We start from the raw sequence: 12,880 nt of genomic DNA on the forward strand, positions 1-12,880 counted from the left end.
TTAGGATTATATAAACGATTTTATTGTGATCCTACAACAAATATTAAATAAAAGAGATAATGATATTTGTCTATAAATATAGCCAATTAATTGTTGAAAAAATCAATCATAAAGAGTAGTCATGAACTAAGGTATACTCTTTTTTTGTAGTGTTTTATACTGAAACGTATGCTTCTCAGGAAACATCTTTACATAAATACTAGTCAGTAATTTAAAAACAAAGAATATTTTTTGTTATTAAATTTTTCTAAAAATACTTGCCATTCGTTTAAAAATAAATAAAAATACATAAAATATGAATAAATATTCATTAGAGGTGGCTATCTAAAATGAAGGAAAGAACCACAGAACTAGTAGAAGGGTTAAGGCATTCAGTACCTTATATTAATGCTCATCATGGAAAAACCTTTGTTATTTTATTAACAGGGGCAGTATTAAAAAGTAATAATTATGCAAATATTATTAGTGATATCGGTTTGCTTTATAGCCTAGGCATCAAACTGGTTATTGTTAATGGCGCCCGTAATCAAATAGACGAAGCGCTTAAAAACCATAATATAGAACCTAAATATTATAAAAACACGCGTATTACCGATGCCCCGACCTTAGATATTGTTAAGCAAATCACAGGACTATTACAACTTAATATTACTGCTGGTTTATCCATGAGTTTAAACAATACTCCGCTTCAAGGAGCTCACATTAGTGTAGTTAGCGGTAATTTTGTGATAGCCCAACCTTTAGGCGTTGAAGATGGTATTGATTATTGCCATACAGGCAAAATACGTCGCATCAATAATGAAGCTATAGATGAACAATTAAAGCGTGGTTCAATTGTGTTATTAGGTCCGGTTGGTGTTTCTGTAACTGGTGAAAGTTTCAATTTATCATCCGAAGATGTTGCAGCTGAGGTAGCTATTAAATTAAAGGCTGATAAATTAATTAGTTTTTGCGCGGAACAAGGTGTATTAGATGAACAAGGCCATGTGATCACCGATCTGTTTCCAATTGATGCGGATAACTATGTTAATAACAAAGAACATCAAGGTAAACATTTATCAAGCGAGGCGCGTTTTTTACGAGCAGCTGCAAAAGCATGCCGTAATGGTGTTAGGCGTAGTCACCTAGTTAGTTATCTAATTGATGGTTCTATTTTACAAGAGTTATTCTCTCGTGATGGTATTGGTACCCAAGTCGCAATGGAACATTCAGAACAAATTCGTTCAGCAACTATCAATGATATAGGTGGTATTTTAGAACTTATTCGCCCATTAGAGGAGCAGGGTATTTTAGTTAAACGTTCGCGTGAACAATTAGAGATGGAGATCGATAAATTCACCATTATAGAACGTGATAATATGACTATTGGTTGTGCTGCACTTTATCCTTATCAGGAAGAGAAAATGGGTGAAATGGCTTGTGTTGCCATTCATCCAGATTATCGTAATTCTTCCCGAGGTGATTTACTTATTGAAAAAATTGCTGAAAGTGCTCGTAATTTAGGGCTTGAAAAAATATTTGTCTTAACAACGCGGAGTATTCACTGGTTTAGAGAAAAAGGTTTTATGCCGGCAGAGGTAGATGATTTACCTATCAAAAAGAAGAAACTATATAACTATCAACGTAACTCTAAAATACTGATGTTTGATTTAATGTAATTATTTTGAATGATTAATAGGTAGATATCGGTTTGCTTTATAGTATTGATGATTGCAAAATTTGCATAGTAAATGATTTTTTAAGATAAAAACCTCGAGGGCGAGTCATAATGATGTGGCCATTTTCTCCAATCGCTTCTGTTAATGCTTTGCCATTGGCTGCTTTAGGCCTAATTTGTAAATAGGTACCATAGCGAGCTGTTATTTTTTCAACTTGTCCAAGGGCTATCATATCCATTAATTCTTGCCAATCTTGTTTAAGTTGTTGTTCTTGTTCTGCAGTTGGCGTCCATAAAATAGGGTGCCCCACTTTGCGCTTTGCTAGTGGTATGGTTCTTTCCCCTTCAATTGGAACCCAAAGAACTTTGGTTAGTTTATATTTAACATGACTGGTTTCCCAAATAACGCCATAGTTTGCCATTAGTGGTGTAACACTAACAAAAGTAGTTTCTAAAGGTCGACCCTGTTTATCAACTGGGATGGTTTTAAGTTCTATGCCTAAATTAGCAAAATCTCGTTCAGCTTTACTACCAGCATTAGCCCCTAAAAAAGTTTCAATTAGATTACCAACCCAGCCTTTTTGCTTATTTAAATTTTCAGGGATTGGCATTTTTAAATAATCTGCTATTTCAGCAAAAGTATAGCCTGCCGCTAATTTGGCCCGATTCAATAATTGTTGTTCATCAGTAGGGAAAAATATTGTCATCTGGGGGATTTTATAACTTTTTTTAACTTAAATACACAACCAAATTGTCTTGGTTGTGTATATCGTAAAAAAAGGACTTAACTTAATTTTTCAACCCAAGTTGCGTAAGCATTAATAATCGATGAAAGAAACTCTTGGCTTTTAGCTGTTATGTTACCATTGGCATCGAAAGCAGAGCTAACACCACCAAAATAAGCTTCAGGTTGTTGCAAGGTAGGCATGTCAAGGAAGACTAATGATTGACGTAACTGATGATTTGCACCAAAACCACCAATTCCACCAGGTGAAACGGAAATAATTGCAGCTGGTTTTTTAGACCAAACACTTTGTCCATAAGGACGGGAGCCAACATCAATGGCATTTTTAATGACAGCTGGCAAGCCGCGGTTATATTCAGGCGTTATAAAAATAACACCTTGGCAATTAGCTATTTCTTGACGGAAACGAGTGTAAGATGGCGGAGGTGTTTGGGTATCAATATCTTCGTTATATAAAGGTAAATCACCAATTTGAATGATATGTAATGAAAGTGATGATGGTGCAATTTGTTGAAAAACTTTAGCAATTTTTAAATTATAAGAATCTTTACGTAAACTACCGACTAATACTGCAATTTTCTTACTCATTTTCTATCCTCACTCCTCTTAAAACAAGAGGCACTTATTGTGCCTCTTATATATATTAAATAATTTTCGTAAAGAGAAAATATTAATGACCAGATGAATCCATTTTACGACCAGTTTCAAATAAGAACCAAGCACGTTTTTCAGTTTGGTCAATCCATTCTTCAATTAAACTTGCTGTGGCAGTATCATTATATTTGTCACAAATATCATGAGCTTCACGCATGCGAGCAGTTAGTTTGATATTGTCTTGGCAAAGTTCAGCAAGCATATCTGATGGTTCAACAAAATCTGCATTATTATCTGAAATGCTTTGTAATTTAGAAATGTGACCAATTGAGCGTAAAGTGGTACCACCTAATTTACGTACGCGTTCGGCGATAGGATCAGTCATAGCAAATAATTGTTCACCATGATCATCTAACATTAAATGATAATCACGGAAGTGTGGTCCACTTACATGCCAATGGAAGTTTTTAGTTTTTAAATATAGAGCAAATACATCCGCTAATACAGAATTCATTGCGCCACTAATATCTTTTGAGGCTTTGGAACCTAAATCGGTAGGAAATAAAATAGCTGATTGTTGTAATTTTTTGCTAGAAGTAGTACTTTTAGACATCGCATTTCTCCTTTAATTAAATAACAAATAATTGTTAGTTAACAAATTACGCCAACTCAATATTAAAGTCCAATAAAATTAAGCTTATTTTAGCTATCATTGCTATTTTAGCTATCTATGATTGCAATTTATTTTATATTAATAAATTATAACATAATGTATAATAGTCATTTTTTAGTCAAACTTGCAATAAAAAGCATATGAATAGAGTCATGGTTATAGTTACAAAAATTAAGTATGAATAATATGTGATCAAACATTAGAATTCATACTTAATTTTTATTAAAAGTTAATGATATTTATTATTGATATGAACATTAAAATAGTAATCGGGCTCTAATAGTTCCGGGTACATTTTTTAACTTAACTAATAATTCTTCGGCTTTATTTTGTTCTACTCTATCAATGTCAATAACTACATAGCCAATTGTAGGATCGGTTTGTAAATATTGGGCTGATATATTCAGACCTTGTTCAGCAAATAGGGTATTGATGGCAGTCAAAACTCCAGGTTGATTATGGTGAATATTTAAGAACCGACTGGTACTGTTAGCCAAAATAGGTAATGATGCTTCAGGGAAATTGACTGCTGAAAGTGTCGCCCCTGTATCCGAGTATTTAGCTAATTTACTAGCTACTTCAATACCAATGTTTTCCTGAGCTTCGCTAGTTGAACCGCCAATATGAGGAGTAATAATAACATTATCAAATTTACATAGTGGTGATTGAAATGGATCACTATTACTTGCTGGTTCTGTTGGGAATACATCAATAGCTGCGCCACTAAGTTTATTGGTTTCTAAGGCTTGTGTTAATGCATTAATATCGATTACTGTACCACGAGATGCATTAATTAAAATTGCATTGGTTTTCATCATAGCAATCTCATTGGTACCTATCATATTCATTGTCGTTGGATTTTCAGGTACATGCATGCTGACAATATCACTTATCTTCAGTAACTCTTGCATTGTAGACATTTGTTTAGCGTTTCCTAATGGTAACTTTGTTTCAATATCATAAAAGTGAACATTCATACCAAGTGATTCAGCCAAGACACTTAATTGACTACCAATGTGTCCATAACCAATAATCCCAAGGTTTTTACCTCGAGCTTCATGTGAACCAGTGGCAATTTTATTCCATTTACCTTGATGAGCTTTAGCATTTGCTTCAGGTACGCGGCGAAGTAATAAAATGGCTTCAGCTAATACTAGTTCAGCAACAGAACGAGTATTAGAAAATGGCGCATTAAATACAGGTATACCTTTAACAGTAGCTGCTTGTAAATCAACTTGATTAGTACCAATACAAAAACAACCAATACCTGCAAGTTTGGGGGCGGCTTCAATAATTTCTTTGGTTAGATGAGTTCTGGACCGAATGCCAACAAAACGGGCATCTTTGAGTGCTTGTTTTAGTTCTGTAGGGGATAGTGCACTTTTATGATACTCAATATTTGTATAACCTGATGATTTTAAAGTTTCAATGGCACTAGGATGAATACCTTCCAATAATAGAAACTTATTTTCGTCTTTGGTTAAAACCTGAACAACCATTTTTCCCTCTCTTTCCTATAAATTAATCGATAGTTATTATTATAAAAAGTAATAAATGAAATTACTTCATTTCCTTCACACCTATGCTAGTCCCTATAAGTGCTATGTCTGCTCCTTTATTCGCAAATAGACCTACTGTTACTACTCCAGGAATGTTATTAATTCGGTTTTCTAATTCGATAGGTTTAGCAATGATAAGATCATGAACATCTAAAATAACATTGCCATTATCAGTAACAACACCTTGACGATATATTGGTTTCCCTCCAAGCTTGAATAATTCTCTGGCCACGTAAGATCGCGCCATGGGAATTACTTCAATAGGTAAGGGGAATTTGCCCAATACGTCAACGACTTTTGACTCATCCACAATGCAAATAAACTGTTTTGCTAGTGCCGAAACAATTTTTTCACGAGTTAAAGCCGCCCCGCCTCCTTTAATCATTTGCATATGATGATTAATTTCATCAGCACCATCAACATAAACATCCAAGCTATCAACTTCATTGCAATCTAATACAGGGATACCATAACTTTTTAATTTTTGAGTTGAGGCATCTGAGCTAGATACTGTTCCTTTAATTTGACCTTTAATTGTAGCTAATGCATCAATAAAATGTGTAGCAGTTGATCCTGTGCCAACTCCTACTAATGAATCAGGTTTAACATATTTTAATGCTGACCAGCCTACTGCTTTTTTTAATTCATCTTGAGTCATGATATCACCCTATTATTAAAAATAATTTTCCTTAGCCATAAAAATTAAAAGCAAAATTTATGAAGATATGGCATAGTAACCAATTGGAAAGCAAAAATCATTAGGATTTTAAGAAAATATTTTAATTTTTAGCTATATTTACGTCTTTTTTCTATATTAAAATGACTTGTGTATTTAGGCAATAATTGAATCATTTATAAAGAGATTATGAAGCGTCCAGATTATAGAGCACTCCAAGCATTAGATGCAGTGATAAAAGAACGAGGGTTTGAAAGAGCTGCCGATAAGTTGTGTATTACGCAGCCTGCAGTGTCACAGCGTATTAAGCAATTAGAAAGCTTTTTTGGGCAACAGCTACTGGTGCGGACTATTCCGCCAAAAGCCACTAAACAAGGTGAACATCTCCTCGGATTATTGCATCAAGTTGAATTATTAGAACAACAATGGTTAGGTGATAATGAACAAAATACGACACCATTGTCATTATCTATTGCGATCAATGCTGATTCTTTAGCTACTTGGTTATTACCGGCATTAAAACCAGTATTGAATAAAAATATATTACGTTTTGATATCCAAGTAAAAGATGAAGAACATACTTTAGAATTATTACGCTTAGGGACAGTAGTTGCTGCGATTAGTATTCAAAACACACCTTTGCCAGGTTGCTTATCCGATTTGTTAGGTGCGTTAGATTATATTTTTGTTGCTTCGCCTGATTTTGCTAAAAAATACTTCCCTAATGGCGTTACTCGGGCATCATTATTAAAAGCGCCTGCAGTAGCGTTTGATCATTTAGATGATATGCATCAAGCTTTTTTACAGGAGAACTTTAATCTAACTCCAGGCAGTGTGGTATGTCATATTACTAGTTCTTCTGAGGCTTTTGTGCATTTAGCTAAACAAGGGTCTGCATGTTGCATGTTACCAATATTACAAGTCGAACAAGAATTAAAAAATGGTGAGTTAATTAATCTAACAGAAGGATTATATCAAAGGCGTATGCTTTATTGGCATCGATTTGCACCAGAAAGTAGTGTGATGCAAAATATTTCTGAAACATTAATTAACTATGCACATAACACACTTTCACAACCTCAACATCATAAGTAATAACTGAAACTGTTTGAATTTTATACTTAAACAATAGTTTTATCTAAAAAATTTTTTCAATATTGCATCGTTTAAAACAAAGAGCCACTAATATGAGTCAATTAAAAAATGATCGCTACTTACGAGCTTTACAGTGTTTACCTGTAGATTACACACCAGTGTGGATGATGCGTCAAGCAGGTCGCTATTTGCCAGAATATCGTCAACTGAGGTTAAAGGCAGGTGATTTTATGACATTATGTCAAACTCCTGAACTTGCTTGTGAAGTAACTTTACAACCATTAAAACGATTTAATCTAGATGCAGCCATTATTTTTTCTGATATTTTAACTATTCCTGATGCAATGGGTTTAGGGTTGTATTTTGAAACCGGTGAGGGGCCAAAATTTGTTAAACCAATTTTAAGTAATACTGATATTGAACAATTACCAATTCCAGATCCCGAACAATCCCTGAAATATGTTATGGATGCTATTCGCCTTACCAAAAAAGAGTTAGCTGGAAAAGTACCATTAATAGGTTTTTCCGGTAGCCCTTGGACATTAGCAACTTACATGCTTGAAGGTGGCAGTAGTAAGGCATTTACTAAAATCAAAAAAATGATGTATTGCGACCCCAAAGCATTGCATTTACTGCTCAATAAACTATCAACCAGTATTGCACTATATCTAAATGCTCAAATTCAAGCCGGAGCTCAATCTATTATGATTTTTGATACTTGGGGCGGGATATTAAGTCATCAATGTTATCAAGAGTTCTCACTTTATTATATGCAATTGATTGTGTCGCAGTTAACTCTCGGAGTTAAAAGTACTGATGTTATGTCTTATGTGCCTGTCACTTTATTTACTAAAGGTGGTGGTTTATGGTTAGATCTTATTATGCAAACTGGATGTGATGCGGTTGGCGTTGATTGGACCGTAGATTTAAGTGAAATAAAGCATAAAGGTCAAATTGCTGTGCAAGGAAATTTAGATCCTTCAATTTTATATGCTGGTAAAACAATCATTGAGTCTAATGTTGATGCTGTTCTTAATGAGTTTGGGCGTTATAATGGACATATTTTTAATTTGGGGCATGGTATTCACCAAGATACTCCAGTAGAGCATGTGCAATATTTGATAGATGCTGTACATCAGCAATCTAAAAGGTTTCATTATGATTAAAAATCCAGTTCAATTACGCATGGCAAAGTTAGCTGTATGGCAACAACGATTATTTATGGTTTGTTTATGCGAACGGATGTATCCTAATTTTGCTTATTATTGTCAACAACAGCAAAATGATGAAGATGTTAAAAGTTACAAAAAAATACTTGATCTAATTTGGGAATCTTTATTAGTTAAAGATGTAAAAATTAATTTTGATTTACAATTAGAAAAATTAGAAGCTATTATACCGTCTGTAAACGATGATAGCCCTTATATGGTTTATCCAGCGATAGATGCTTGTCAAGCGTTGAGTGAACTTTTACATTCTTATTTGAGTGGTGAAATAGCTGAGCATACCACTAAAGTTAGTAGTATCTCGGCAACGACTATAGCTGAATTTGAAATGACTAAAGCCGATTCTTCTCTATCAGAAGATGAACAGACACTTTTACCACCTATAATTGACGAATTTGATTTACAGTGGGAAATTTTTCGGTTATTACGAGATGAATCTCACGATATAATTGAATTAATAAAAGGCTTAAAGTCTGATATCCGCGCAGTCGCAACTAGCAATATTGGTGTTTTTTTGAGCAATTAAATCGCTGAAAGCCAAATTTTTTTATTTTTTATTAAATTTTTCTTTAATATTAGGGAAATATAGACTACATTTAGTACCAATGTAATCCAAATGTCGTTTACAGCCGTAAAGTTATATTTTTAACTTTACTTATAACATTACTTTAACAATAAAATAATTATGTAAGGATATATCCATGAATAAAACAGAACTTGTCGATGCGATTGCTAGCAAAGCTAATATTACAAAAGTAGCTGCTAAAACAGCACTAGAAGCAACTCTAGCTGCTGTTACTGAATCATTAAAAGCTGGAAACCCAGTGCAATTAGTTGGTTTTGGTACATTTAAAGTAAATGCTCGTAAAGCACGTACTGGCCGTAATCCTAAAACTGGTAAAGAAATTAAGATTCCAGCAAGCAAAGTTCCAGCTTTTGTATCTGGTAAAAGCTTAAAAGAAGCAATTAAATAATATTGCTTTTTATTTCTACCAGTTGTTTTTGATAGGAAATTATTAATAGGTCATAAGTGATAATCTTATGACCTATTATTTTGTATTTCTATTTATTATTGTTTTTTTAGTAAACCGCTCATATATTTCTATAAATGAAATTTTATTGCTAATAAACTTAAGTTGTTATTTCAACAAAATGAGCCTTTAAAACATTGGCTAAATCTTGCGGGGCAATTTCAATTTCTAATCCTCGTCGTCCACCCGATACAAACATCATTGCAAATTGTTGGGCGGTTAAATCAATTAATGTTGGTAAATGTTTTTTTTGACCTAATGGACTGATTCCGCCAACTAAGTAACCGGTGATTTTTTGGGCTATATTCGGATCAGCTAATTCAATTTTTTTACAGTCTAATGCTTTGGCTGTTTTTTTAAGATCTAAATGACAATCCACCGGTAATACACAAACCGCAAAAGATTTGTTGTCACAATTTAAATTGACAACAAGTGTTTTAAAAATTTGTCCAGCAACAATATGTAACAGAGGATCAAGTTTACTAACTGCTTCTCGCCCATAGTGGGTTTCATTTACATCATGTTCATATTGATGAATATTAAATTTGATTTTTAACTTTTTAAGCAAATTAATAGCTGGCGTCATTATAATTCCCCTCTTAAATAACAACGGTTTATTCAGTAGTCTGTTTCTACTAAAAGTTAATTAGTAGAAACAGCTTGTTATTTTGTATCATAATATCAAATTGTTATTAGGGTTATTTTCTATTAAGTTCGTTTCGTTATCAGAAATGAGTTGAGTTAAGCGATAAAAAAAGCAGATTACGAAAATATCAACCAGATTAGATACAGTTGCCAATATAAAATCCAAAATAAAGTTATTTTCTTTATAAGTCATCGCTAATGCGGAGAGTATAATCATACAAATAATATTAATAATTATCATTAAACAACCTAATTGCCAATATTGTTTAGCTAATTGATGGCTTTGCATAAAAAGCTGGATAAAACTTTTTGTTGATGGATTAATAATTGAACCAATAAAAAAGAAATAAACAGTAACCATAAGAAGCATCAAACCAACCATAAAAAGTATAGCTATTATTGCACCTAATGTAGGCACAATCATCTGAAGCACAAAAAATATTAAGCTAAAGAATAGTGCAATAAACAGAACAATAAACATATAAATGATATTAAAACCTAATACTTTTATTAGGCTCGATACTGATTTTGATAGTAGTATATTAATATTAAATTTATCATTAATAGATAGATTATAAATAGTGGCAATATTTACTGAAATAATAATTAAAGATGAAAATATCAATACACTAGCCATTTTTAACATGGACGAAAATACAACTGATGTATCCCGAGTATTAGATAATTGTTCAATCGCCTCATTATTCATGAAATAATTAGTTATAGATACATGGAATAATCCAATTATGATACTTACTATAATAATTAGCCAAAATCGGTTCCGAATAAAATTAGTAGTTTGATTAAAAATCGAAGAAAAGGTTAAGTTTGTTTGCATGTTGGTGTCGTTACCTTATAGTGGTAACTCATCAAGAGTTACCATTAATTATAATAAATTAAAAATTATGCTTGTAATAACGAAATATCAGCTACTTTCAAGAATAAATTTTGTAGTTTCTTTAATAACGCTAATCGGTTTTGTTTAATCTGCTCATTGTCGACCATAACCATAACTGATTCAAAGAATACATCAACCGGCACTTTAAGTGAAGACAGTTCCACTAATGCATCTTGATAACGACCTTCATTGAAATATGGTTCAAGTTTATCAGTTAATATAGCCACTTGTTTGGCTAATTCACCTTCAGCCCCAGCGTCTAATAATGCAACATTAACTTTTTCAGGAATAGCCATTTCAGCTTTGGATAAGATGTTAGATACGCGTTTATTAGCTTCTGCTAATGATGCTGATTCAGGCAAGGTTCTAAAATAGGTGACAGCTTTAACACGAGCATCAAAATCAGCCGGTTTTGTTGGGTTGAGAGCCAATACTGCTTGGATAGTATCAATAGCAAAACCTTGTTCTTGATACCAAGCTCGAAAACGGCCTTGCATAAAACTAACTGTATCCTGAATGACATTCTTATTACTAAGTTTATCGCCATACAGTGAAGTAGCAAAATTAGATAAATCGTCAAGATCGAGTGGTAAATTTTTTTCTACAATGATTCGCAAAACACCAATAGCCGCTCGGCGTAATGCAAATGGATCTTTGTCACCTTTAGGAAATTGACCAATGCCAAAAATACCTACTAGTGTATCCATTTTTTCAGCAATAGACACTGCACTTGACACCAAAGTGCTTGGTAGTTCATCACCAGAAAAACGGGGTTTATATTGTTCTTCAATGGAAGTTGCCACCTCAACACCTTCACCATCTTTGAGTGCTAAGTATCGTCCAATAATACCTTGTGTTTCAGGAAATTCGAAAACTGTATTGGTGACTAAATCACATTTAGTTAGCTTCCCTGCACGTTTTGCTTGCTCGGTATTAGCACCAATTTTTTCGGCAATAAACCCTGATAATGTTTCTATTCGCAAAGCTTTGTCTTTAATGGTACCAAGCTGTTGTTGGAACAAAACTGTTTCAAGACGAGAAAGACGATCTTCTAAACGTTGCTTTAAATCGGTTTTATAAAAAAACTCAGCATCTGCTAGGCGTGGACGCACGACCTTTTCATTACCAGAAATAACTACTTGAGGATCTTTGGACTCAATATTAGCAACAAAAATAAAATTAGGTAATAATTTCCCTTGTTTATCATATACAGGGAAATATTTCTGATCGCCTTTCATCGTATAAACTAATGATTCTGCCGGAACATCAAGGAAGCGTTCTTCAAATTTAGCAGTTAATACTACCGGCCATTCAACTAATGATGAAACTTCTTCAAGCAAGCTTTCAGTCAAATCAGCTTTACCATTAAGTTTAGTCGCAGCCTCTTCTGCTTGCTGTTTAATGATTGCTTTACGTTTATCATAATCTGCAATAACTTTACCCCGTTGTTCTAAAATCTGTGGATATTGATCTGCATTATCAATGGTAAATTGTTGTTCTCCCATAAAACGGTGTCCACGAATAATACGATTGGATTCGATATCCAAGATAGTACCTGGTACAAGTTCATTACCATATAGCATTGTAACCGTATGGCTTGGACGAATAAATTCGACCTGGTGAGTAGCCCAACGCATCGGTTTTGGGATTGGTAATTTATTTAAGGCATTTTTGACCATATCACATAGAAGGTTAACTACTGGCTGACCTTTTTGATTGTGTGTATATGATAGCCATTCACCTTTATCGGTTTGTATCCGTTCAGCTTGATCAACAGTGATACCACAACCACGAGCCCAACCTTCTGCTGCTTTGGTTGGATTTCCATTATCATCGAAAGCCGCGCTGACGGCTGGACCACGTTTAATAATCTGGCTATCAGGTTGTGTATCATTAAGGTTTAAAACTTTTAATGCCAAACGACGAGGTGATGCGTACCAAAGTACTTCTCCATGTTCCAATTTGGTATTATCCAGTTGTTCTATAAAATTGGTCGCAAAGCTTTCAGCTAAGGTACGCAGTGATTTTGGAGGTAACTCTTCTGTACCAATTTCTACTAAAAATGTTTTTTGCATAATTTA

At 33.6% G+C, this 12,880-nt stretch carries 13 protein-coding genes; 5 read left to right on the forward strand and 8 right to left on the reverse strand.

Going from position 1 to position 12,880, the window contains the following annotated elements:
• Positions 1–329: 329 nt before the first annotated feature.
• Complete coding sequence (gene argA / locus A9G13_RS09665; protein ID WP_065557411.1) at positions 330–1,658, forward strand: amino-acid N-acetyltransferase; 1,329 nt, start codon at positions 330–332, stop codon at positions 1,656–1,658.
• 37 nt (positions 1,659–1,695) lie between these two features.
• Here the strand turns inward: argA and mutH are convergent, their stop codons facing one another.
• The 5 genes from mutH to rpiA all read right to left on the reverse strand — a co-directional run bounded on the left by mutH (position 1,696) and on the right by rpiA (position 5,886).
• Positions 1,696–2,364, reverse strand: a complete 669-nt coding sequence (gene mutH / locus A9G13_RS09670) for a DNA mismatch repair endonuclease MutH (protein WP_065557412.1) — start codon at positions 2,362–2,364, stop codon at positions 1,696–1,698.
• A 77-nt stretch (positions 2,365–2,441) separates the two neighbouring features.
• Positions 2,442–2,990 carry an NADPH-dependent FMN reductase gene (locus A9G13_RS09675; protein ID WP_065557413.1) on the reverse strand — a complete coding sequence of 183 codons (549 nt, stop codon included), beginning with the start codon at positions 2,988–2,990 and terminating at the stop codon, positions 2,442–2,444.
• 82 nt (positions 2,991–3,072) lie between these two features.
• On the reverse strand, positions 3,073–3,609 hold the full coding sequence (locus A9G13_RS09680; protein ID WP_065557414.1) for a Dps family protein: 537 nt from the start codon (positions 3,607–3,609) through the stop codon (positions 3,073–3,075).
• A 317-nt stretch (positions 3,610–3,926) separates the two neighbouring features.
• Complete coding sequence (gene serA, locus A9G13_RS09685; protein WP_065557415.1) at positions 3,927–5,168, reverse strand: phosphoglycerate dehydrogenase; 1,242 nt, start codon at positions 5,166–5,168, stop codon at positions 3,927–3,929.
• A gap of 61 nt (positions 5,169–5,229) precedes the next feature.
• The gene (gene rpiA / locus A9G13_RS09690; protein ID WP_065557416.1) at positions 5,230–5,886 is read right to left on the reverse strand and encodes a ribose-5-phosphate isomerase RpiA; all 657 of its coding nucleotides are present in this window, start codon (positions 5,884–5,886) and stop codon (positions 5,230–5,232) included.
• A gap of 207 nt (positions 5,887–6,093) precedes the next feature.
• On the opposite strand from rpiA, the gene A9G13_RS09695 reads away from it, so the two are divergent.
• The 4 genes from A9G13_RS09695 to A9G13_RS09710 all read left to right on the forward strand — a co-directional run bounded on the left by A9G13_RS09695 (position 6,094) and on the right by A9G13_RS09710 (position 9,199).
• Complete coding sequence (locus A9G13_RS09695) at positions 6,094–6,999, forward strand: LysR family transcriptional regulator ArgP (protein ID WP_065557417.1); 906 nt, start codon at positions 6,094–6,096, stop codon at positions 6,997–6,999.
• Between the two features lie 92 nt (positions 7,000–7,091).
• Entirely contained in the window at positions 7,092–8,165 is a 1,074-nt protein-coding gene (gene hemE, locus A9G13_RS09700) for a uroporphyrinogen decarboxylase (RefSeq protein ID WP_065557418.1), read from the forward strand.
• Positions 8,158–8,751, forward strand: coding sequence for a YjaG family protein (locus tag A9G13_RS09705; RefSeq protein WP_065557419.1), 594 nt, complete (start codon positions 8,158–8,160; stop codon positions 8,749–8,751). The genes hemE and A9G13_RS09705 overlap by 8 nt, the downstream gene beginning before the upstream one ends.
• Before the next feature lie 175 nt (positions 8,752–8,926).
• Complete coding sequence (locus tag A9G13_RS09710) at positions 8,927–9,199, forward strand: HU family DNA-binding protein (RefSeq protein WP_065557420.1); 273 nt, start codon at positions 8,927–8,929, stop codon at positions 9,197–9,199.
• Positions 9,200–9,356: 157 nt separating this feature from the next.
• On the opposite strand, the gene ybaK is transcribed toward A9G13_RS09710, so the two are convergent.
• The 3 genes from ybaK to glyS all read right to left on the reverse strand — a co-directional run bounded on the left by ybaK (position 9,357) and on the right by glyS (position 12,877).
• Complete coding sequence (ybaK, locus tag A9G13_RS09715; RefSeq protein WP_065557421.1) at positions 9,357–9,842, reverse strand: Cys-tRNA(Pro) deacylase; 486 nt, start codon at positions 9,840–9,842, stop codon at positions 9,357–9,359.
• Between the two features lie 87 nt (positions 9,843–9,929).
• The gene (locus A9G13_RS09720) at positions 9,930–10,739 is read right to left on the reverse strand and encodes a hypothetical protein (RefSeq protein ID WP_065557422.1); all 810 of its coding nucleotides are present in this window, start codon (positions 10,737–10,739) and stop codon (positions 9,930–9,932) included.
• A gap of 65 nt (positions 10,740–10,804) precedes the next feature.
• On the reverse strand, positions 10,805–12,877 hold the full coding sequence (gene glyS / locus A9G13_RS09725) for a glycine--tRNA ligase subunit beta (RefSeq protein WP_065557423.1): 2,073 nt from the start codon (positions 12,875–12,877) through the stop codon (positions 10,805–10,807).
• Positions 12,878–12,880 lie beyond the last annotated feature (3 nt).

The organism is Gilliamella sp. wkB178 (assembly GCF_001690705.1).
GTDB lineage: Bacteria > Pseudomonadota > Gammaproteobacteria > Enterobacterales > Orbaceae > Gilliamella > Gilliamella apicola_K.